At 66.2% G+C, this 20,664-nt stretch carries 22 protein-coding genes; 5 read left to right on the top strand and 17 right to left on the bottom strand.

Going from position 1 to position 20,664, the window contains the following annotated elements; translation table 11 throughout:
* Positions 1-116: 116 nt before the first annotated feature.
* Positions 117-2,861, top strand: a complete 2,745-nt coding sequence (locus tag NTV05_02045; GenBank protein ID MCX6543177.1) for an ATP-binding protein — start codon at positions 117-119, stop codon at positions 2,859-2,861.
* A 1-nt stretch (position 2,862) separates the two neighbouring features.
* Here NTV05_02045 and NTV05_02040 read toward each other — a convergent pair whose 3' ends face one another.
* Positions 2,863-3,696, bottom strand: coding sequence for an SDR family oxidoreductase (locus NTV05_02040; GenBank protein MCX6543176.1), 834 nt, complete (start codon positions 3,694-3,696; stop codon positions 2,863-2,865).
* 144 nt (positions 3,697-3,840) lie between these two features.
* Between NTV05_02040 and NTV05_02035 the strand changes: the two genes are divergently transcribed.
* The gene (locus tag NTV05_02035; GenBank protein ID MCX6543175.1) at positions 3,841-5,124 is read left to right on the top strand and encodes a pyridoxal phosphate-dependent aminotransferase family protein; all 1,284 of its coding nucleotides are present in this window, start codon (positions 3,841-3,843) and stop codon (positions 5,122-5,124) included.
* Positions 5,125-5,219: 95 nt separating this feature from the next.
* On the opposite strand, the gene NTV05_02030 is transcribed toward NTV05_02035, so the two are convergent.
* The 12 genes from NTV05_02030 to NTV05_01975 all read right to left on the bottom strand — a co-directional run bounded on the left by NTV05_02030 (position 5,220) and on the right by NTV05_01975 (position 14,539).
* The gene (locus tag NTV05_02030) at positions 5,220-5,633 is read right to left on the bottom strand and encodes an RNA-binding S4 domain-containing protein (protein ID MCX6543174.1); all 414 of its coding nucleotides are present in this window, start codon (positions 5,631-5,633) and stop codon (positions 5,220-5,222) included.
* Positions 5,633-6,244 (bottom strand): non-canonical purine NTP pyrophosphatase, encoded by a 612-nt coding sequence (locus NTV05_02025; GenBank protein ID MCX6543173.1) that lies wholly within the window; start codon positions 6,242-6,244, stop codon positions 5,633-5,635. The genes NTV05_02030 and NTV05_02025 overlap by 1 nt, the downstream gene beginning before the upstream one ends.
* Before the next feature lie 3 nt (positions 6,245-6,247).
* Positions 6,248-6,973, bottom strand: coding sequence for a ribonuclease PH (rph, locus tag NTV05_02020; protein MCX6543172.1), 726 nt, complete (start codon positions 6,971-6,973; stop codon positions 6,248-6,250).
* Between the two features lie 38 nt (positions 6,974-7,011).
* On the bottom strand, positions 7,012-7,611 hold the full coding sequence (locus tag NTV05_02015) for a GerMN domain-containing protein (GenBank protein ID MCX6543171.1): 600 nt from the start codon (positions 7,609-7,611) through the stop codon (positions 7,012-7,014).
* Positions 7,612-7,614: 3 nt separating this feature from the next.
* Positions 7,615-9,156, bottom strand: a complete 1,542-nt coding sequence (locus NTV05_02010) for an N-acetylmuramoyl-L-alanine amidase (protein ID MCX6543170.1) — start codon at positions 9,154-9,156, stop codon at positions 7,615-7,617.
* The gene (gene modC / locus NTV05_02005) at positions 9,153-10,274 is read right to left on the bottom strand and encodes a molybdenum ABC transporter ATP-binding protein (protein MCX6543169.1); all 1,122 of its coding nucleotides are present in this window, start codon (positions 10,272-10,274) and stop codon (positions 9,153-9,155) included. The genes NTV05_02010 and modC overlap by 4 nt, the downstream gene beginning before the upstream one ends.
* Positions 10,271-10,960: a molybdate ABC transporter permease subunit gene (modB, locus tag NTV05_02000; protein MCX6543168.1), complete on the bottom strand. Its 690-nt coding sequence runs from the start codon at positions 10,958-10,960 to the stop codon at positions 10,271-10,273. The genes modC and modB overlap by 4 nt, the downstream gene beginning before the upstream one ends.
* Before the next feature lie 6 nt (positions 10,961-10,966).
* A complete protein-coding gene (gene modA / locus NTV05_01995; GenBank protein ID MCX6543167.1) occupies positions 10,967-11,734 on the bottom strand; it encodes a molybdate ABC transporter substrate-binding protein in 768 nt (255 codons plus the stop codon).
* Positions 11,734-12,795 (bottom strand): AI-2E family transporter, encoded by a 1,062-nt coding sequence (locus NTV05_01990; protein MCX6543166.1) that lies wholly within the window; start codon positions 12,793-12,795, stop codon positions 11,734-11,736. The genes modA and NTV05_01990 overlap by 1 nt, the downstream gene beginning before the upstream one ends.
* Before the next feature lie 116 nt (positions 12,796-12,911).
* The gene (locus tag NTV05_01985) at positions 12,912-13,496 is read right to left on the bottom strand and encodes a hypothetical protein (GenBank protein MCX6543165.1); all 585 of its coding nucleotides are present in this window, start codon (positions 13,494-13,496) and stop codon (positions 12,912-12,914) included.
* Between the two features lie 188 nt (positions 13,497-13,684).
* Entirely contained in the window at positions 13,685-14,134 is a 450-nt protein-coding gene (locus NTV05_01980; GenBank protein ID MCX6543164.1) for a nucleotidyltransferase, read from the bottom strand.
* 276 nt (positions 14,135-14,410) lie between these two features.
* Positions 14,411-14,539, bottom strand: a complete 129-nt coding sequence (locus tag NTV05_01975; protein ID MCX6543163.1) for a RidA family protein — start codon at positions 14,537-14,539, stop codon at positions 14,411-14,413.
* A gap of 20 nt (positions 14,540-14,559) precedes the next feature.
* On the opposite strand from NTV05_01975, the gene NTV05_01970 reads away from it, so the two are divergent.
* The 3 genes from NTV05_01970 (at position 14,560) to NTV05_01960 (ending at position 16,594) form a co-directional block, all read left to right on the top strand.
* Entirely contained in the window at positions 14,560-14,841 is a 282-nt protein-coding gene (locus NTV05_01970) for a ribbon-helix-helix protein, CopG family (protein ID MCX6543162.1), read from the top strand.
* Positions 14,838-15,212, top strand: a complete 375-nt coding sequence (locus NTV05_01965; GenBank protein ID MCX6543161.1) for a PIN domain-containing protein — start codon at positions 14,838-14,840, stop codon at positions 15,210-15,212. Before NTV05_01970 ends, NTV05_01965 begins: the two co-directional genes overlap by 4 nt.
* Positions 15,213-15,334: 122 nt before the next feature.
* The gene (locus NTV05_01960; protein MCX6543160.1) at positions 15,335-16,594 is read left to right on the top strand and encodes a M20/M25/M40 family metallo-hydrolase; all 1,260 of its coding nucleotides are present in this window, start codon (positions 15,335-15,337) and stop codon (positions 16,592-16,594) included.
* A 155-nt stretch (positions 16,595-16,749) separates the two neighbouring features.
* Here the strand turns inward: NTV05_01960 and NTV05_01955 are convergent, their stop codons facing one another.
* The 4 genes from NTV05_01955 to NTV05_01940 form a co-directional block, all read right to left on the bottom strand.
* Positions 16,750-17,148, bottom strand: a complete 399-nt coding sequence (locus tag NTV05_01955; protein MCX6543159.1) for a Rid family detoxifying hydrolase — start codon at positions 17,146-17,148, stop codon at positions 16,750-16,752.
* A 154-nt stretch (positions 17,149-17,302) separates the two neighbouring features.
* On the bottom strand, positions 17,303-17,722 hold the full coding sequence (locus tag NTV05_01950; protein ID MCX6543158.1) for a hypothetical protein: 420 nt from the start codon (positions 17,720-17,722) through the stop codon (positions 17,303-17,305).
* 283 nt (positions 17,723-18,005) lie between these two features.
* Positions 18,006-18,314: a hypothetical protein gene (locus NTV05_01945; GenBank protein MCX6543157.1), complete on the bottom strand. Its 309-nt coding sequence runs from the start codon at positions 18,312-18,314 to the stop codon at positions 18,006-18,008.
* A 316-nt stretch (positions 18,315-18,630) separates the two neighbouring features.
* Entirely contained in the window at positions 18,631-20,544 is a 1,914-nt protein-coding gene (locus NTV05_01940; protein ID MCX6543156.1) for a M28 family peptidase, read from the bottom strand.
* Between the last annotated feature and the right edge of the window lie 120 nt (positions 20,545-20,664).

Raw genomic sequence — 20,664 nt, 5'->3', positions numbered from 1 at the left:
ATCGGCCGAGTTTCCGACATTCTCTCACGCCGGCGGGGTATGATCGTTCGGCATCTACTCAGGACCCGTTCACGCCTCGGGGAGCCGCGCCTGCAGCCAGTCAACAGGACATCAACGTGACGACTCGACACCGTACCACGCTCTCGATTCGCGCGACGCTGCTGGCGACTGCCGCGGCCGTGACGGTGTACGTCGGCGTGATAGGGATGTGGGCCGTTCTGAACCTCGGGGAGTCGGCCGCGGCGGCGGTCGGCGTGTGGGCGCTGGTCGGCCTGGTCCTGCTGATCGGGATGACGCTGGTCATCCACCGCCGCCTGTACACACCATTCGCCGCACTCGACGAGGGCCTGGCGCGTGTGGCGCGCGGGGATTTGGAGACGTCTCTACCGGTCCAGCGCGAGGATGAGCTTGGCCGGCTGACCTCCCAGTTCAACCAGATGACCGAGGGGCTGCGCGGGCGCGCCAGCGATGCGCAGCTGCAAACGGCCCAACTCGCCGAACGGTTCGGGCGCATCTTCGAACACTCGTTCAACGACATCTACGTGTTCGACTCGCGGACGCTCGGCCTGCTCCAGATGAATCAGGGCGCCCTGTCGAAGCTCGGCTATGAGGCGGGGCAGGTCGAGAGCCTGTCGGTCCTCGACCTGCTCGAGGGTTACGACGAAGCCGGATTCCGCAGACTGGCGCGGCCGCTCGAGCGCGACGAACAGCCCGGCATCCTGTTCTCCGCGACCCATGTGAGGAACAACGGCACGACGTATCCGGTCGATATCACGCTGCAGCTCTGGAAGATGGAGGAACCGGCGGTCTTCGTCGCGATTGCGCAGGACGTGGCCGAACGCCGCCGGGGCGAGATGATCAGGGTGGCGGCGCAGCGAATCGCGGAGATCGCACTGACCGCTCCGACGATCGAGGACATGTTCTACCAGATACACAGCGTGGTCGGCGAGTTGATGCCGGCCCGGAATTTCTATCTCGCCCTCTACGATGCGATCAGCGACACGATCAACTTTCCGTACTACGTCGACGAGGAAGACGCCGAAGTGCCCCTGCCGAAAAAGCCAGGCCGGGGCTGCACCGAGTACGTCCTGCGCAGCGGGCAGCCTCTGCTGCTGACGGATGAGACATTTCAGGAACTCGCGGCCCGCGGCGAGGTGGTCCTGCTTGGCCCGCGTTCGGCCGACTGGCTCGGCGTACCCCTCGTCGCCGACGGCAAGGTCATCGGCGTGCTCGTCGTGCAGAGCTACGGCTCGAGCCCGAGGCATAGCGAGGCGGACCTCGGCATCCTCCAGTTCGTGTCGACTCAGGTGGGCATGGCCGTCATGCGCCGTCAGGCGGAACGGGCGATCGCCGACCGGCGTCACCAGTTGCAGGGCATCCTCGACGCGGCGCCATTTGGCGCCCACTACTACGAGTTGCGGCCGGACGGCGCTCTGGTGTTCACCGGCGCCAACCGGTCGGCCGATCAGATCCTCCATGCCGACCACAGCCTGCTGGCCGGACGGGACGTCAAGGAGGCTTTCCCGGGGCTGGCGTCAACTGACGTGCCCGCGATCTTTCGGCGCACGGCAGCCGATGGCGTGCCCTTCGACCTGGATCGGCTTGACTACGACGCTGGCGGCATCCGCGGCGCCTTTGAAGTTCACGCCATTCAGACGGCGCCCAGGCACTTGGCGGTGTTCTTCCGCGACATTACCGATCGCATCCACCTCGAGGAGCAGGTTCGCCACGCACAGAAGATGGAGAGCATCGGCCGGCTGGCCGGGGGCGTCGCCCACGACTTCAACAATCTCCTGACCGTCATGCTGGGATTTGCCGCTCAGGCCAAGGAAAGCCTGTCGAGCCACGATCCGGCCCGCGCCGATCTGGAGGAGGTCGAAGAAGCGGGCGCCAAGGCCGCTTCGCTGACCAGACAGCTGCTGGCCTTTGCTCGGCGTCAGGTCACCGAGCCTCGCCTGCTTGACCTGAACGCCGTGACGTTCGGGATGGACAAGATGCTGCGGCGGCTGATTGGCGAGGATATCCAGCTGGTCACCCGGCTTGGGGGCCAGATCTGGACCGTGCTGGCCGACATCGGCCAGATCGAACAGGTGATCGTCAACCTGGCCGTCAACGCACGGGATGCCATGCCGCGTGGCGGCACGCTCACCATTGAGACCGCCAACGCGTCGCTCGACATCGGCGCGGCAAACGAGGACGCCGATATGCCGCCCGGTCAGTACGTCCTATTGACGGTGGACGATACCGGCCAGGGCATGTCGGTCGACGTCCAGGAACACATCTTCGAGCCGTTCTTTACGACCAAGGAGATGGGCAGGGGCACCGGGCTGGGACTGGCGACCTGCTATGGCATTGTGAAACAGGCGGGCGGCTGGATCTGGGTGTCCAGCCATCTCGGGCGGGGCACGACCTTCAGGATCTACCTGCCTCGGGTCGACGCGGCGCCCGAGACGATCTCGCCTTCGGAGACGATTGAACGTCTGGACGGCAGCGAACGAGTCCTCCTGGTGGAGGACGAAGACAGCGTGCGCCGGGTGGCAGCCAGGGTGCTGCGTCAGCGCGGCTACGACGTCACCGAGGCGTCTGACGGCCGGGAGGCTCTCGAGTTAGTCAATCGGGCGACCGACCCATTCGATCTCGTGCTGACCGACGTCGTCATGCCGATCATGGGCGGCCAGGAGCTGGCGGAGCGGCTGCTGGCCAGGGGTGCGCCGGTACCGAAGATCCTGTTTGCGTCCGGCTACACTGAAGACGGGATCGTGAGGCAGGGCGTGCTCGATCGGAACACCGCGTTTCTGGCGAAACCCTATACTCTCGTCGCGCTCACGCGTAAGGTACGGGCAACGCTCGACGGCTGCTGATTCACTGAGCGTACGTCTTTCGCACGATGAACTCCCTGAGCCGGTCTGGCAGCAGCCGGAGCAGGAGGCAGAGCGTCCGCGCATTCTTGCCGACCGGGACAGTGGCTGGCGGGTTGGGCATACGGCACAATCGTTCCACCAGGCTGGCGACGCTCTCGGGGGACGGCGCTTCCCGTTCCTGGGTTTCCACCGCCGCCAGGCACCGTTCATGCTGTGGCGCGTAGGGAGACGAGGCGACGGCGACCACCTGTCGTGCGCCGGTGAATCCGGTGGCGAAGTCGCCTGGCTCGACGCAGGTGACGCGAACGCCGTGGGGGCGCAGTTCCATGCGCAGGGCATCGCTCAGCGAGGAGATGGCAGACTTGGTGGCCGAGTAGTGGGCCTGAAACGGCAGGCTGATTCGGCCGGCGAGCGACCCGATCCAGATCACCTGCCCCTTGCGCGCTCTCAGACCGGGGAGGAGGCGCCGCGTGAGCTCCAGCGGTCCGAAGACATTCACCGCAAACTGCCGGGCGACCAGCGTCGCATCAATCTCCTCGATGGCCCCGAACACCCCGTTTCCTGCGTTGTTCACGACGATGTCAAGCCCGCCTGTTGCCTCGATCTCCGCCAGCAGTTCGGCGATCGAGGATGCTGACGACAGATCGAGCGGCAGAAACCGCATCGGCCGGGCGGCGGCAGCCGCTTCGGCGGTCAGGGCGCGGGCCCGTTCTGCATCGCGAACCGTGCCGATCACGTCATAGCCGGCGTCAGTCAGCCGGACGGCAACGGCCCGGCCGATGCCGCTTCCGGCCCCTGTGACGAGGACCCTCTTGCGGCCGGTCGGCGAATTCATCGTATACTCCCGAAAGTGGATTGCCAGGTCGGCCGGATCGGCCACGCTTCATGTGGCGAAGTCTTGCTATCGTTTTTGATGCCAGAGACACTATCATAGATGCTTCGGCCCGGGGGCGGCACGAACGGCATAGGAAGCAGATTGATGGACATTTTTGAGGCTTGCTACACATACCACGACCCGGATCTGGTGAAAGCCGCCGGAGTCTATCCGTTCTTCAGGGCGCTTTCGTCGTCGGAAGGCCCCGTCGTCACCGTCGACGGCAGGCAGCTCGTGATGCTCGGCTCCAACAACTACCTGGGGCTCACGCATCACCCCGACGTCGTCAAGGCGGCTCACGACGCGATTGACCGGTACGGCACCGGCTGCACCGGGTCCCGGTTCCTCAATGGCAATCTCGATCTGCACGAGACGCTCGAGGCCGAGCTCGCAACGTTCCTCGAGAAACCGGCGGCGCTGGTGTTTTCGTCGGGTTTCCTCGCGAATCTTGGCGTGGTCGGGTTGCTGGGGAGCGCCCCCGATGCGGTGCTCTTTACGGCGGTGGAGAACCATGCCAGCCTGATTGACGGCGCGCGCATGGCGCGAAGCCGCCGCGTCCGCGTGTTCGAGAACCTCGCCGATCTGGAGCGACAGCTTCAGAAACAGCAGAACTGGTCGCACGCGCTCGTATTGACCGATGGCGTGTTTTCGATGACGGGGCGGGTGGCGGATCTGCGCGGCCTCGTGGCGCTCAAACGGAAGTTCGGATTCAAGTTGTACGTTGATGACGCCCATGGATTGGGCGTGCTGGGACACCAGGGGCGGGGCACGCCGTGGAGCCAGGGCGTGATGGCCGACGTCGACGTGTTCTTCGGGACCTTCAGCAAGTCGTTCGCGAGCCTCGGAGGCTTTATCGCGGCCGATGCGGCGGTGGTCAACTACCTGAGGCACAAGACCCGGACGCTCATCTTTTCGGCCGGACTCCCGCCGGCCTCGACGGCCTCTGCGCTGGCGGCCTTGCGTGTCATGCAGCGCGACGAATCGCTGTACGTCAGGCTGTGGGACAACGTGGCGTTTTTCAAGGCGGGTGTCGAGAAGATCGGCTACCACACGCTCGGCAGCTCGACGCCGATTGTCCCGCTCTTTATCGGCTCCGAGACACTGGCGCTCCGCGTCTGTCAGGAGGCCTTCGAACTTGGGCTCTTCGCCACCCCGGCCATTTATCCGGCGGTGCCGCCGGGCCACGCCTTGATTCGCACGAGCGTCACGCCGATTCACACCCGCGAGCACTTGCAGACGGCGCTCGACGTGCTGGCCACGATTGCGTCACGGCATCCGATTCCAAACGTGGATCCGGACACGCTGCCGGCGGCTCGGGCCATCGACTTCGAAGAAGCGCTCGCCGAGCACGTCATGGCGGCATCGAGTACGGCAAGGTCCAGAACCTGACCCTGCGTTTCACTCCGCCGTGGCGGGCGCGACCCCCTCCGCCAAGGCTACGGCGGTCCGCCGGAGCTTTACGCGAAGGCGGATGAATCGCGCCCCTACGCGTCTCCCTCTTTGACACTTCTGAGCCGCCGCTGTTCGCGGCGATCCGGGCGGCGACGCGCGGTGCGCGGCTGGGCGGCCCGGAAATGGCGCTCCAGTTCCCTGGCCGCCAGTTCCTCTGGCGTGGGCGGCGGCGTGCGGTCCTCATACAGGAGGCGCGCCTCGGCTTTCGGCACGTGCTTCTCGGCGACGCTCTTCACGAGCACCATTTGCCGTCTTCCGGCCGGGCGCGTGATCCGCAACTGGTCGCCGGGGTGAACGAGCCTGTGAGGTTTCGTATTCTGGCCGTTGACCTCGACCTTGCCGCCGTCGATGGCACGCTGCGCCTCCGATCGGGTCCTGAACAGGCAGGCGACGTCGAGCCACACATCAACGCGCGATCCCGCGGGCGCGGGGTTGTCTGCACCCACTATCGCTCTCCCAGTGACCACGCGCGCGCCTCCAGGAACTCCCGCATCCGGCGAAACGCGATGCCCCTGTGGCTGACTGCGGCTTTCTCGGTCTCGGTCAGTTCGGCCAGAGTTCGTCCCAAGGGTGGATAGGAAAAGATCGGGTCGTAGCCAAATCCACCTTCCCCACTCGGGGCGCCGGCGATCCGACCCTCGATCGTGCCACGGGCCTCGAACACGATGCGCGAACCGTCCGCAACCGCCAGCGCGCACACGAACCTGGCCGTGCAGCCGAGCGCGCGGCGCTCGCGCAGTTGCCGGTAGATCAGCGCAAACTTCTCCGGGTACGTCTCCGCCTCAGCGCCGCCGTACCTGGCAGAGTACACGCCCGGTGCGCCGCCGAGGCCGTCGATCTCCAGGCCAGAGTCTTCCGCGACGGCAACCACGCCGAGGCGCATCGAATAGTAGATCGCCTTCTGCCTGCCGTTGTCCGCGAACGTGCGGCCTGTCTCTTTGGGCTCGGCGACGGGCTCGAACGCATCGAGGCCATCGAGCGCGACGGGCGCGCCTTCGAAGATCCCGCGGATTTCCCGCAGCTTGTTGCGGTTTGACGTGGCAACCAGCAGGCGCACGCCTTATCCCAACGTGCCGACGATGTCGCGTTGAATCTCGACGAGGCGCGCGATGCCCGCATCGGCGAGATCGAGCAACTCGGTCAGGCGTTCGCGTCCGAACGGCGTCGTTTCGGCGGTGCCCTGGATTTCGATATACCGGCCGTCGGATGTCTTGACGACATTCATGTCCACATCCGCCCTCGAGTCTTCGTCGTACGCCAGGTCGAGCAGGGCCTCGCCGCCGACGATGCCGACGCTGGTCGCGGCCACGTGGTGCCGCACCGGCAGGCGCGGCAGCACGCCCTGGCGGACCAGCTTCTGCAGCGCCAGCGTCAGCGCGACGAAACTCCCGCTGATCGCGGCGGTCCGGGTGCCTCCATCCGCCTGAATGACGTCGCAGTCGATCCAGATCGTCCGTTCGCCGAGATCTTCGAGCCGCATCACCGATCGGAGCGATCGCCCGACCAGCCGCTGGATCTCCTGTGTGCGGCCGCCGACCTTCCCCGACGACGCCTCACGCGTGTTCCGGGTCGTGGTCGCCCGCGGCAGCATGCCGTACTCGGCGGTCACCCAGCCTTTGCCCGAGTTGCGCAGGAACGGCGGCACGCGGTCTTCGACGCTCGCGGTGCAGATGACGCGCGTCAGACCCGTTTCGATGAGGACGGATCCTTCGGGATGGATGATGAAGTTCGGCGTGATGGTAATCGCGCGAAGCTGGTCGGCCGCGCGCCCGTCTGTTCTGGTCATGGCTGTCCTTTATCCGGAATCCGTGTGCGTTCCCCGTGTCACCGCGCCGCCGCGACAGGCGGCGGTTCGAGCCAGAGAGCCGAGCGCGGCAGCGGCCGCCGCAGATCGACGTGTCCTGCCAGCGTGTCGACTTCGTGACCGTCGACCAGGATCTGCACCGACGTGATGGCCGGCAGATTCACGGTCAGCGCCGACACGATTGAGTAGACGGTGAACAGCTCGTAGAGCGATCCGCCCGGGTGGGCGGATCGGATCGCGTCATCGAAATCGACGAAGGCCTCTCCCCGTTCGGTGACGTAGAGGCCGCGCAGCGTCGTGCCGTTCGGGATCGCGGCCAGCAGCGGGGCCGGGGGCGGCGCCAGCTGGGCCTCGATGATGCGCCTTGCCTGCTCGCCTGGCCCTTCGGCGAAGGGGACATCGCGTTCGACCGGCGACAGGCGGAGCCCATCTTCGGCGACGTAGAACAGCGTCACCTTGATGCGGCGCTCCCCGGGAACGGCGGTGCCGGCGGTGACCGCGGAATTGGTGCTCACGGCCGGCGTGCGGCCGACGATGGAGCGGACCAGCATCCACGATCCGACGCCAACCAGCGCCGCCGCCAATGCCGCTCCGACGATCCATCGTGCTCGGGTGGTCATGATCTAGCGCCGCTCCTCGCGGGCGCCGGTCAGCCGGGCGCGATACCGGACAATCGCGTCGTACATCGCCTGCACCACCTGATTCTTGTACCCGTCGGTGATGAGTGCCGCTTCCTGATCTGGGTTCGACATCATGCCGATCTCCACCAGCACCGCGGGCATGTTCGCGCCGACCAGCACGCGAAGCGGGGCCTGCTGCAGCGCTCGCGGACTCATCTCGATCGACTTCCGCAACTCTTCCTCGATGAAGCCGGCCAGCACGGCCGACTCGGCCAGGTGCTGGGCTTGGGCCGTTTCCCAGGGAATCAGCTCGATGTTCCGGGAGCCGCCCCCGAGGGTGGGCAGCGCCTTCCCCTGGGGATGTTCGGCCATCCGGCGGGCCTCAGCGCCCAGGCCGTCCAGGCTCAGGTAGAAGACCTCTGCGCCCCGTGCGTCGCGACGCGGTGACGCGCTGACGTGAATGCTGACCAGCAAATCGGCCTTGTTGTTGTTGGCGATGGACGCCCGATCGTCGAGCGGCACGAGGCGGTCGTCATCGCGAGTCAGGAGCACGCGGATCCCGAGCCGGGCCTCGAGCGCCGCCTTGAGCCTGCGCGCCACATCGAGCGTGATGTCCTTTTCCATCGCCCCATTGATCCCGCGTGCTCCGCTTTCGGCACCGCCGTGTCCCGGATCGAGCGCGATCGTGCGAATCGACGGCGATGACATCTGAGCCAGGGACGGCAGCGGTTCGGGGCGCGGCGCACCGGACTGCGGCGTCGAGCCGGGCGGCGCAAGCACCTGCGCCGGAGCGCCTGCGGGCAACACGTCCACGACGACACGCGACGAGGCGGCATCAAGCGGCACCGCCGATGACCGGAACGTTCCGAAACCTGGCGCCAGTGAGATCACGACGGTGGTCGGATCCGCGATCGTGATCGATTCGACCAGTCCCTGGCCGGCGACCGAGGTCCCCGCCGCGTCGAGCACATCGGCGTCGAACCTGACGAGCAGCCGGCGCGGTTCCTGAGAGACCGCGGAGGTCGTCGCCGGCGTCGCATCCAGCGTCACGCGCGTGGCGGAACCGACCTGCTCCAGCCGCGCGATGATCCTCGGGACGCGAACCTCGCCCACGACGATCAGCCTGGACGAACGGCGCAGCTCGATTCGCACATCGGCAATGAGCGACAACGCGCGCGACACGAAGTCGGCCGGCACGGTCCAGCGTCCGCCATCGCGGGCCGGAGGCGCGGCGAGCGACACCAGCCGGCCGCCAATCGACGCGAGACCCTGGTCGAGCGACAGCACCACGGTCCGGCTGCCGCGCGTGATGGTCAGAGCGTTGTTGCCGCGATCCTCGCGCACGCTCAACTGGAACACCGACGCGAGGTCGTCGACCCGCAGCATGTCCTGCTCGCCCGAGATGGCGGCCTGAATCACCCGGCGTCCCTCACGGCTGACGACGGTGTAGGGGGACGCGGGCTTGAGGTTCTGGGCCTGCGCCGCCGGCGCGAGGAGGAGCAGCGCGAGGGCGCACGAGGCGGGACCACACACACGAATCGTCACGACCGCTTCATCATATCCCGGGGCGGACGGAGAAACCCGAGGCTGCGGTTGTCCAGCGCCACCGTCTTGATGAGCGCCCAGACGCGCTGGCCGACGGCCAACCCCAGACGGTCCCGCGATTCCCGCGACACCAGCGCCCGGATCGTCGTCGCGCCGATCGCGATGGTGACGTCCACGAAGACGCCGTCGCGGACGGCAAAGCCGGTGATCGTGCCTGCCAGCCGGTTGGTGATGCTGAGATCCCGGGGCTCGGAGATCGCAATGCCGATGTCCCGCGCCCGCAGCCGGACGCGCACGCGGGTCCCGACAAGGCGATCCACCAGCGGCACGCGCAGGTGGCCGGTGTCAAAGTGCAGCGTCGTCAGCAGGTAGTGATCGTCGTGAGCCTCAACCGTGCAGTCGATCACGGCGCCAGCCTCGAATCGGCCGAGCAGCGGCTGCAGATCGAGCCGGGAGACGACTTCGGCGAGCGGACCGCTGGCGGCGATGCGGCCGTCGGAGACAACAAGCAGATGATCGGCGAGGCGGATGACCTCGTCGAGGGAATGGCTCACGTAGATCATCGGCAACCGGAACTCGTCGCGCAGTCGTTCGATGTACGACAGGATTTCCGCCTTGCGAGGCGCATCGAGCGATGCGAGCGGCTCGTCCATCAACAACAGTCGCGGTTGCGCGAGCCAGGCGCGGCCAAGCGCGACCCGCTGGCGTTCGCCCCCGGACAGCGTCTGCGGTCGACGGGCGAGAAGGTGGCCGACACCGAGCACGTCCACGACCGCGTCGAAGGCGACCGGAGAGCCGGCCGCGTGTGCCCGCCGCAGCCCGTAGCGCAGATTGCCTTCAACGCTCAGGTGGGGAAACAGGCGGCTGTCCTGGAAGACGACGCCCACTCGCCGCTGTTCGGGCGGCAGCCCGACCCGTGAGCCGGCGTCGTAGAACACCTGATCGGCGATCGCGATCCGTCCCGCGTCTGGCGCCGTGATGCCCGCGATGAGACTAATGATGGTGGTCTTGCCGGCACCGCTTCGGCCGAACAGGGCGGTGATACCGCTTGCAGGCGCGGTGAACGCCACGTCCAGCAGGAACGTGCCGACTTGCTTGCGGACGGCGACGGCGATCATGGACGCCCCACCATCCGCCGGACCCGGCGGTCGGCCCCTTCGGCGAGCGCCAGGGCTCCGACCGCCAGTATCAGCGACAGCATCACCAGGCGCAGCGCCACGCGATCACCATCGGGCGTCTGGATGGCTGTATAGATGGCCAGCGGCAGCGTACGCGTCTCGCCCTCGATGTTCGAGGCAAACGTGATGGTGGCGCCGAACTCGCCGAGACTCGCGGCAAACGCGACGATGCAGCCGGAGACGATGCCGGGCAGCATCAAGGGCACGGTGATCGACATGAACGCATCGAACCTCGTGGCGCCCAGCGTGCGAGCCGCCCACTCCAGTCCGCTGTCCACCGCGTCGAGCGACAGGCGGATGGCCCGGACCATCAGGGGAAACGCCATCACCGCCGCAGCCACGACCGCGCCGCCGGTCGTGAAGACGAGCCTGATGCCGAGCGTCTGATCGAGCCACATGCCGATTGATCCGCGCGATCCCAGGCCGATGAGCAGCAGGTATCCGACCACCACCGGCGGAAGCACCAGCGGCGCATGGACCACGGCGTCGAGCGCCGATCGGCCCCAGAACGACCTGCGCGCCAGCAGCCACGCGGCGAGCATCGCGATCGGAAGACTGAAGACCGTGGCAGCGGTCGCCACCTTCAGGCTCAGCCACAGCGCCTCGTATTCAACCGGAGTCGGCATCTCGGACTATCGAACGACAAAGTGATTCCTGACGAACACCGCGTCGGCCGCGGGTGACGTGAGGAATGCCAGAAACTGCCGGGCCACCGGCCCATCGCGCCCTGCGATGATGGCGGCAACGTACGCGATCGGTTCGTGGCTCGCAGCCGGAAAGACACCGGCGATGTGGACCCGGGTCGAGCCGAGCGCATCACTTTCGTACACGATGCCGGCCGGCACCTCGCCCCGCTCGACCAGAGCCAGCGCGGCTCGCTCGGATTCGGCCGGCGCCAGCTTCGGCTGCGCCACGCCCCACACCCCGAGCGCGGTCAACGCCTGGCGCGCGTACCGGCCGACCGGCACATGAGCGGGATCGCCGGTCGCGAGCCGTCCCCGGCCAAGGAGGCCAGCCAGATCGAATCCCGGCGTCAACGCCACCGACACGGGGCCATCGGACGGCACGATCAGCACCAGCCGGTTGCCGAGGATCGTGATGCGCGTGTCGGTCACGATCCGCGATCGGCTCACGAGATAGTCCATCCAGCGCTCGTCGGCCGAGATGAAGACGTCGGCTTCGGCTCCCGACTCTATTTGCCGGGCCAGTGTCGACGTCGCCGCGTACGATGCGCGCACGCGCACACCCGATGCGGCGGCGAAGATCGGCGCAATCTCATCGACGGCCTGCGTCAGGCTCGAGGCCGCGTAGACCGTGAGTACGGGCAGGGGAGCCGCCCCGCACGATTGGGCGGCAACCGCTATCGCGGCCAGACAGCCGACCACGGCCGAACCACGCATCATGGGGTCTTCGTCCGAGCGCGTTTCGGTTTCAGCATGGCCTCGAGCAGCGTCGCCATAGCGGCCATGACGACGGGGCCGATCACGAGGCCAATAAACCCGAAGGCCGCGACGCCGCCCAGCAGACTGACAAACACCAGCAACCCATGCATCGTCGTGCGGCCCGTCAAGAGCACCTGACGGAGCACGTTGTCGATGGTTCCGACCACGCCGACCCCCACGGCGACGAGAATGACGCCGCGCCAGATGTCGCCGCTCAGGAACAGCCAGACGGCGGCAGGGGCCCAGATCACGCCGGCACCCACGACCGGAAGGAGTGATGTAAACGACGTCATCACGCCCCAGAACACCGGCGCCGAAAATCCCAGCAGACCCATCGTGAACCCCAGAATCGTGCCCTGAGCGATCGCGACAGCAAACGTCGCGCCGACCGTGGCCACCACCAGGTCGTGCGTCTCACCGACGATCCGGTCCCGTCGTTCCGCGTCGAACGGCAGCATCTCGCGAATCAGGTTGACCATCGGTGCGCTGTCCCGCAGGAAGTAGAAGAGGCCGAACAGCATGATGAACAACTGGAGCACGAAACTCGCGATGTCGGTCACGATCGACGCGGCTCGGCCGGCCGCGTAGGCCGCGGCGGATCGGACCGCCTCCTGCGCGTCCGTCGTCGGATCGGCCGGCAGATGCAGAAACGGCATTTGGTTGCGCAACAGATCCCAGGCCTGCTGAATCCGCGCCGGCGTCGTCGTGGCCATGTCTGCCGCGCTGGCGCTCTGGATCTGGTTCGACACCTCGTGAACGAGCATCGTGCCGACGATGAGGGCTGGGACGACGATTGCCAGGAACGTGGCGATCGTGGTTATGAGCGCCGCCCATGTCCTGCCGACGCGCGGGGTCAGGCGCCTGTTGACGGGGTTCAACACCATCGCGAAGGTCGCCGCCCACGCCAGCGGCACGAGGAAGGGCGAGATGACCCGGAAGGCGAGGTAACCGATCAGCAGCACGATGCCGTAGAAGAGGACGACGGCAAAACGCTCGTGTTCGAAATCCGCGTGAGGCATGACGAGGTTGAGTGTACACCACCGGGAAAGTGGCGACCGACCAGTTCTTGCGGGTGCGCGACAGATGACCCGGCCCCGTCTGCGAGCCGCCAGTCATCAGCGAGCCATGCGGGGAGCTACATCTCGAATCGCAGTGACAACTGAAGGCGTCGCGGGGCCTGGGCAGAGAGTGGCCGCCCGAAGAACGGCGACAGCATGTTGCCGATGTACCCGTTGTAGTTGACGCGATTCAGAACGTTGAATGCGTCGACACCGACGGTGAGTTTCGGACTCTCGTCCTTCTTCGTCTGATTCAGCACGAACTCGCGCGACCAGCGAAGGTCGAGCCTGGCCGCCCCGGGGCCCTGCAGGCTGTTGCGCGGCACGCCGGCGGGACGCGCGTTGGTGGTCCCGGTGTTGTAGACGTCCCGGCCGAGGGTCAGCGTGTACGGAGATCCGGACCGCAGCGAGACGTTGATGCCGAGTGTCATCCAGGGGCCAGGCTTGAGTGATCCGACAAGGTCGAACCGGTGCCGCTGGTCAGAGTTGGCGCGCGACCATTCCCCTGATGCGTCGAAATTGTTGGCGGGCAGGGCATTGATGCCGCTTGTGTCGTTCATCGTGCGGCTGAGCACGTACTGCGCCGACTGTGCGTACGACAACGCGGATGCACCGATCAGCAGGAGCAGCGTGAGGGTACCGAGACGGCGACGCGGGCGCATTGAATCCTCCACCGGGGCGGGCACGCGGGGGCGAACGCGTTCGATCTTATCCGTGGCGTCTGAAGATTGGCTGAATCGAAGGGGCCACGTCGAGGACGGGTGTGCGTCTCAACCGGTACACGTGCCAGACGCGAAACTCTGGATCCTCGCCGGCGGCCTGGACTGGGCACGCGGGCTTCAGAAGATGTCTACGGCAGATGTTCGAGGTCGTCGAGGTCCTTGAAGCGTCCCGCTGAGCGCTTGTTGGCTTTCAGGTGCTCCAGGCTGATCAGCGAAACCGTCACATCTTCCAGTTCAGCCACGGTTCGGGCTGCATAGCACTGGTCGAAGTGCACACCGCTGATCGTGGTCATGAGTTCGATCCGGAAGGGCGGGACGCCCATTCTGATGATCTGATCGGGCTTCATCAGCAACGCCTCTGTCAGCTCGGGCCGGTCGAAGCCGAAGGCCCGAACGGCCTCCACCAGGCGGCTGGCGTTGTCGGGGTGGATTGCGACCCAGAGATCGATGTCGGCTGTGGCCCGAGGATAGCCGTAGTAGCCGACGGCGTAGCCGCCGACCACAAGGTATTTAACGCCGTGGCCGTTCAGCGATCTCAAGAACTCTCTGAAGTCTGACGGGAGTGAGGGCGTAGCCATAGACGGTCTGCCTCACCTGCTCGAGCGCCGCGAGCCGTTCCTGAGGCGTTCGCGACAACCAGTACTCGAGGTCCGAGTCGCCGGAATCCAAAGGGAGGACGGACCATGCGGTGCGATCCACGTGGCGTTCGTCTGTGACATGTGGTGTGGTCGGCATCATGGTCGTACTGATCGCTTAACGCCAGAAGTATACCGCACCGGCGGCGGATCCTCAGACGAAGGCCTATTGAGGAGAGGCGTGCACGCGTTCCCAGGCTGTCTCTGTCCCCCGGGCTGCTACGGCACGCAGGCGATCGCGTCGATCTCGACGCGCAGCCGCGGGTGGGGAAGGGCCGCCACCTGCACGGCGGGGCGGGCGGGCCGGTGGTCGCGGATGCTCCGGGCGATTGGTGGGCGGGCCTTCATTATGGTATTATGTAATCGTTATGTCACGAGTCACTTTCTCGCTCGACGATGCGACCGTCGCGCAGATTCGGCTCACGGCTGCAAGGCTCCGAAAGGCGCAAAGCCATGTCGTCCGCGACGCGGTGGCGGATTACGCCACCCGGACGGACCGGCTGAGCGAGCGTGAGCGGCTCCACCTGATGGGAGTGCTGGAGCGTCTCCGCGACGCGGGGCCCACGCGGCCCGTGAGCCGCGTCGACGCGGAACTGCGGGCCATTCGATCCGCGCGACGCGCCGGTGGACGCCGGCATCGTTCCGCATGATCGTGCACGTGGACACATCGGCGCTCGTCGATGCCCTCACCGGGTCGCGCCGCTCGCTGGACACGCTGATCCGGCTGACCGACCAGGGGCACCGCCTGACGCTGTCGACGATCGCCCTGTACGAATGGCTCCGCGGCCCACGGCTGCGGGCCGAACTCACCGCACAAGAAGAGCTGTTTCCCTCTGACAGCGCCGTGGCTTTCGGCGCCGCGGAAGCGGCGGTGGCGGCTCGTCTCTACAAACAGGTGCCGCGGGCGCGTGGGCGTGAAATCGATCTCGCGGTGGCCGCGTGCGCGATCGCCAACGGCGCAGCCATCTGGACGCTGAACGGTGAGGACTTTCGCGACATCCCGGATCTGCGTCTCGTCTGACGGCCGATTCCGGCGCCGCACTCGTGGCTTAATTCGTGCGGCCCAGCGGCCAGACGCCGTATGCTACGTCATCTGTAATCAGAGTCAGGAGCCTCGATCGCCGCAAAGGTCATAACATCCACATGAAAACACCTACATCTCTCACGCTCACGCTCACGCTCGCTCTCGTTCTGCTCGTTCCAGCCTTGGTTGCCGCCCAGGCCAACGACATCGGCGTGCTCCTCATGGCCGACAAGACGGTCGTGGCGGCGCTCGCACGAGTGAAGATCAATGAACCTGAAATCCTCGCCGAGCAGGCGCGCATCTGCGAGATCCCCGCGCCGTCGTTCGGCGAGGAAATGCGCGGACTCGAATTCAAGACCATCTTCACGAAGCTCGGTCTGAGGAACGTCCGGATCGACGCCACCGGCAATGTCCTCGGCGATCGCCCCGGCAAGGGTCCGAAACCACATCTCGTCTTCGCCGCTCATCTCGACACGGTGTTCCCGGTCGGGACGAACGTGCACGTGACGAAGGACGGAACGTGGCTGAAGGGCCCCGGCATCGGCGACGACTGCCGCGGCCTCGCGGTCCTGATCGGCGTGATCCGCGCGTTGAACGAGGCGAAGGTGGTCACCGAAGGCTCCATCACCTTTGTGGCGAACGTCGGTGAGGAAGGCCTCGGCGACCTGCGTGGCACCAGGGCGCTCTTCAACGACACACTCAAGGGCACAATCGACCGTTTCGTCTCCGTCGACGGGGGCGGCCTGGGCATGACCAATGTGGGCGTGGGCAGCTTCCGGTACCGCCTCACCTACAGAGGCCCCGGCGGACACAGCTACGGGGCGTTCGGCCTGGTGAATCCGATTCACGCCCTTGGCCGGGCGATTGCTGCGGTTTCCGAGTTCCAGGTGGCGAAAGAGCCGAAGACCACTTTCAACGTGGGACGTATCGGCGGCGGGACATCGGTCAACTCCATCCCGTCAGAAGCCTGGGCCGAAGTCGACATGCGTTCGCATGACAAGGCCTCGCTCGATTCGCTGCACGCGACGTTTCTTGCCGCCGCGGACGCCGCCGCTGCGGCCGAAAACAAGCGTTGGGGCAACGGCACCATCACCGTGGAGAAGAAGAGCGTCGGCATCAGGCCTCCGGGAGCCACCCCGGCGACCGACTACGCCGTCACGGCTGCCGCGTCGGTGACCAGGGCGTTCGGCTTCTCGGTGGAGTGGAGCCAGGGTTCGACCGACTCGAACGTCCCGATGAGCCTCGGAATCTCGGCCATCACGATCGGCGGCGGTGGCCACGGCACGGACGCGCACGCGCGGGCAGAGGCCTTCGACACCACCGACTCCTGGAAGGGTACGCAAAGGGCCGTTGTCATTGCGATCGCCCTCGCGAGATAGGAGCGACGCTATCCGAACCGTGGCGCACTCCGGCGTTCTTGCTGGCGGCAGCCTTCGCGGAAGCGGGCAGTCGTCTTCCAGTTCCACAGGTTCATCAGCCGGGGCAAAGAGGCCGCGTGAGGACCAGCTTGTACCCGTCCCCTGGCCGTTAAACGCTACGGCACGTAGGCGACCGCGTCGATCTCCACGCGCAGCCAGGGGTGGGGGAGCGCCGCCACCTGGACGGTTGTTCGAGCGGGCCGGTGGTCGCCGAAGACCTTCGCGTAGACGGTGTTCATCGCCTCGAAGTCGCGCATGTCGACCAGGAACACGCCGCAGCGAAGGACGTGCGACAGGTCCGTGCCCGCCGCCTCGAGAATCGCGCGGATGTTCCGGAAGACCTGTTCGGTCTGCGTTTCGATGTCGAGGCCGGCGGGTTTTCCGGTGGCAGGGTCGGTCGCGCCCTGTCCCGAGACGAACACCAGGCCGTCGAAGAGGACGCCGGGCGAATAGGGCCCGATGGGTTTGGGAAGACCCGCGGCGGTAACAGGTTGATGAGAAGACGATGGTGCCATCAGTGCCTCCAGCAGGCCGGAGGCCTTGTCCAGCGACTCCGGCGATACCACACTTTACCGGATCGCCCGCCATCGGTCAGCGGCCGAACGCCGTGGCGTTCCGCGGCGGCTGGTCGCTGACCGATGGCACCTGCTGAGTGCAACCTCCGCCACGTTACTGGGGGCGACGTTCGTCTGGGGACGACGGCTTCGTCGTTTGGTCTGCGATCAGGTGCCGCGGAAGAACGAATTCCACGCTCTCCTCACCTGCTACCGTCACACTTGCCAGGTAGTGCTCGCCTCCGACCTTCTTGAACGTGAATTCACTTGCTGACGGCACCGCCGGGTCAAGGGGGGAGACCGCCTCGACCATTGCAAACGCCCCCACGCGGCCGTCCGTGCTGATGATGTGCACCACGTTGGTCATCCCGCTCGCTTCGGACACCCGGTAGTCGCCGGCCGGCAGCACCGTGTCGCCGACGATGAAGGGGAAGGGGATCTTCGCCGTAGAAGGATCCATGGCGAACGCCGTCGACGGCGCGCCGAGTAAGAGCACGCCCAGACACAATACCGTTGCGCTTAGTACCTTGTTCATCTGAAACCTCCGAATCATCATTCTCATCGGCGCGCGTCGCTTCGGTCCTCGCCGTCCAGGGCGCGTCAACCTGCTCGGCGAGGAGGGCACTGGGGGCTGCCCGCCGTGTTCCACGTGTCTTCGTCCGCACCTATTGAGTGAGACGATCCGGTCGACCGGCGAACGTGACACGGATGTGACACTGCGATGATAAGAATGTGATTCGTGGCGCCGGAGTTGACGATGTGTAGGGTGCGGCCTGAAGAAGGAGGCGCAGGCGCTTGGAGCGCCTGCGCCCAGCCGGTTAGAAATGGAGTCCGAAGCCGACATTCACGCCGCTGACGTTGATGGGGGTCGTGGCGAACACCCGCGAATACCGGTACGCCACATCCAGACTGAGCCTCGGTGCGAGGGCGATCGACACGCCTCCGCCAAGGCCCATTAACGGGTGCGTTTCGGTGGCCGGAGGCGTATACAGTCCGAGCGCGACAATCTGACCAGTGACGTCGGTGCCAAGGGTGGGAATGGTCGCGAGTTGCCCCTGGCCCGTGCCTCCGTTGAACATCAGCGTGGCCGACGGTGCCAGGCGCGCGAACCCGAATGAGCCGGACACATACGCGGTCCCTGTCCTTCTCCCTGGGCGTGGGCGAGGGCCGGGGCAAATGCGAGGCCGAGGACAAGAACGACTGTGGGGGCTCTCATAACTACTCTCCCTTCATGAATGGCACATGCGCGGAAGTGCGCCCGTGACCGTGCGCCACTACTTCAGACGCCGAAAGTCTGGGTGTGGTTGTCGGGCGACCGGCGGGAGGGAAGAGGGAACGTTCCGAATCACGTGGAAAGGAGAGCGAAGGGGCGCCGAAGCCCGCCGGCCCGGCAGCGCCACGACCCGGAGGGTCGTCGGCGCCGCCGAAGCGGGCAGAGTCAGGCTAGAACGGCATTCCTGGCAGCGGAGGCCTCACGGGCGTCAGCTTGCCCCACCCGGCATCCTTCGCGGCCTTCATGTCCGTGACCAGCTGATCGGGCAGCTTGGTGTTCAGCTTGGGCCTGGTTGCCGAATTGGCCAGCGTCCAGCCTACGGCTGCGACGTTCTTCGCCACCGTCTGCATCAACGAATAGTCGAGTTTCTCGGGACTATCCGTGACGCGGTGATAGTCCACGTGCAGGCCGGTCGTATAGAAGACAATCGGGATCCCGCACTTCGCGAAGTTGTAGTGGTCACTGCGGTAGAAGATCCGCTGACCATTCGGCTGCGGTCCCAGGTTGTCGTGCGTCGCGTCCGGCGCGGTCGTGTCGTAGAAGTGGTTAAGCTTCAGCTTGCCGAACTTGGTTGCCACGCCGTCGACGATCTTGCCGAGCTCGTCGCTGCTGATGTTCGGACCGACGACGAAGAGCTCGCCCGGATCGGCGAGCTTGTACGCCGTCGGGTCGACGTACCCGGGGGTCTTGCTGCGGCCGATCATGTCCATGTTGAGGTCGGCCACGACTTTCGTGATGTCGACCGGCGGGAACCGGTTGAAGTACTGCGACCCCCACAGGCCCTTCTCCTCGCCGGACACCCACAGGAAGATCATCGTCCGCTTGGGGCGGATGCCGTGGGCGGCGCCCTGCGCGTAGACGCGCGCGATGGCCATCAGCGCGGCGCTGCCCGATCCGTCATCATCGGCGCCGTTGAAGACCGAGTCGCCCGCCTCGTTGGGGGCGGCCACGCCGTTGTGATCGAGATGCGCGCTCATCACGACGTACTCGTTCTTGAGCACCGGGTCACTGCCCTCGACCATGCCAATCACATTCTCGGTCCAGCCCTTGAGGCTCGTGACATCCACGTGCAGCGAGAGCTTCTTTGCGGCGTTGAGGTCGAAGGAATCGAGCTTGGCCGCGGTCGCGCCCCCCTCGAACACTTGTGCGCCGTTGAGTTTCTCGCCCTGGAAGAGGGCATTGGTGAGCGCGGCGCCTGCCGTGATGACCGGGACCGCCGCCGGCCGCGCGGCCTGGAACTGGACAACCTGATATGGAGGGCCGTTCGGACCGGCTCCGCGGCCTGTGGCCGGAGCGGCCATCGCCGCGAGCTGCTGGAACGTGGGAATCATGACGATCCCCTTCGCGCCGTTCTTCGCGGCGTACGTCTGTGGCGTCGTAAAGTCCGTGTTTTCGACGCCGAGCGGATTGGGCGCTGCCGCTCCGCGCCCGCCGCCACCGCCTCGCCCGCCGGCGGCCGCGGCATTACGTGCGGCCACGAGCTCGGTGGGAACGCCGGCGACGATCATGATCTTGCCCTTCACATCGAGACCCTTGTATGGGTTCGTGTTCGTCTTGTTGATGACGTAGCCGTGTCCGACAAACACCAAGGGTGCGCCATTGATGTCGGCGGGTTCCGCCGGTGCGCCGCCACGGCCGCCGCCGCCCGCGCCAAGTGTCCATTCCTTCGCGTATTCAAGGGCGCGCGGACCAGCGGCGCCGCCGCCTCCGCGGCCTGCTGGCGCGGCGGGCATCGTCAGCGTCAACTTCATCGCAGAGGCGTCGAGTTGATTGCTGACCAGCTCGATCGGCATGAGATAGGCCTGCAGCGGACCGTTGGTGCCGGTGGCGCTGCCGGCGGGCTTCACGCCCCATTCCATCAACCGGCTCGCAATGAAAAGCGCCGCGATGTCGTAACCGCGCGAGGGCACGTTTCGGCCCTCGAGCTGGTCGGAGGCGAGAAAGTAGTCGTACTGCTTGAGTTCATCCTGCGTGATGGCGTCGGCGTTGCCGTAGCCGCCCCTGGGCTGCTGTGCGGAGCTGACCAGTGTCAGCGCGCAGAGCAACGCGACGACGAAGGCTGCCGTTCCGAAATATCGGCGCATGTTGTCCCCTCAAAAGAGTGATTGGGCCTGCGGTGATCCGGAGAAGGATACCAGAAACGGGCGCGACCTGGGATCGCCGGGCTCCAGCCCGGCATGTGTCCGGGCACGGCATGCCGTGCC

This window comes from Acidobacteriota bacterium (genome assembly GCA_026393755.1).
Lineage (GTDB): Bacteria > Acidobacteriota > Vicinamibacteria > Vicinamibacterales > JAKQTR01 > JBAXOX01.
The sequence above is the reverse complement of the archived record's forward strand: the minus strand, read 5'-3'. Positions and strand labels throughout refer to the sequence as shown.

Excerpts from the sequence above, each read along its gene's own strand:
- NTV05_02040 (MCX6543176.1), bottom strand. The coding sequence starts at position 3,696 with ATGAATTCGCCGACCGGCCGCAAGAGGGTCCTCGTCACAGGGGCCGGA.
- NTV05_02035 (MCX6543175.1), top strand. The coding sequence starts at position 3,841 with ATGGACATTTTTGAGGCTTGCTACACATACCACGACCCGGATCTGGTG.
- rph (MCX6543172.1), bottom strand. The coding sequence starts at position 6,973 with ATGACCAGAACAGACGGGCGCGCGGCCGACCAGCTTCGCGCGATTACC.
- NTV05_02015 (MCX6543171.1), bottom strand. The coding sequence starts at position 7,611 with ATGACCACCCGAGCACGATGGATCGTCGGAGCGGCATTGGCGGCGGCG.
- modC (MCX6543169.1), bottom strand. The coding sequence starts at position 10,274 with ATGATCGCCGTCGCCGTCCGCAAGCAAGTCGGCACGTTCCTGCTGGAC.
- modB (MCX6543168.1), bottom strand. The coding sequence starts at position 10,960 with ATGCCGACTCCGGTTGAATACGAGGCGCTGTGGCTGAGCCTGAAGGTG.
- modA (MCX6543167.1), bottom strand. The coding sequence starts at position 11,734 with ATGCGTGGTTCGGCCGTGGTCGGCTGTCTGGCCGCGATAGCGGTTGCC.
- NTV05_01990 (MCX6543166.1), bottom strand. The coding sequence starts at position 12,795 with ATGCCTCACGCGGATTTCGAACACGAGCGTTTTGCCGTCGTCCTCTTC.
- NTV05_01985 (MCX6543165.1), bottom strand. The coding sequence starts at position 13,496 with ATGCGCCCGCGTCGCCGTCTCGGTACCCTCACGCTGCTCCTGCTGATC.
- NTV05_01980 (MCX6543164.1), bottom strand. The coding sequence starts at position 14,134 with ATGGCTACGCCCTCACTCCCGTCAGACTTCAGAGAGTTCTTGAGATCG.
- NTV05_01975 (MCX6543163.1), bottom strand. The coding sequence starts at position 14,539 with ATGAAGGCCCGCCCACCAATCGCCCGGAGCATCCGCGACCACCGGCCC.
- NTV05_01970 (MCX6543162.1), top strand. The coding sequence starts at position 14,560 with ATGTCACGAGTCACTTTCTCGCTCGACGATGCGACCGTCGCGCAGATT.
- NTV05_01965 (MCX6543161.1), top strand. The coding sequence starts at position 14,838 with ATGATCGTGCACGTGGACACATCGGCGCTCGTCGATGCCCTCACCGGG.
- NTV05_01960 (MCX6543160.1), top strand. The coding sequence starts at position 15,335 with ATGAAAACACCTACATCTCTCACGCTCACGCTCACGCTCGCTCTCGTT.
- NTV05_01955 (MCX6543159.1), bottom strand. The coding sequence starts at position 17,148 with ATGGCACCATCGTCTTCTCATCAACCTGTTACCGCCGCGGGTCTTCCC.
- NTV05_01950 (MCX6543158.1), bottom strand. The coding sequence starts at position 17,722 with ATGAACAAGGTACTAAGCGCAACGGTATTGTGTCTGGGCGTGCTCTTA.
- NTV05_01940 (MCX6543156.1), bottom strand. The coding sequence starts at position 20,544 with ATGCGCCGATATTTCGGAACGGCAGCCTTCGTCGTCGCGTTGCTCTGC.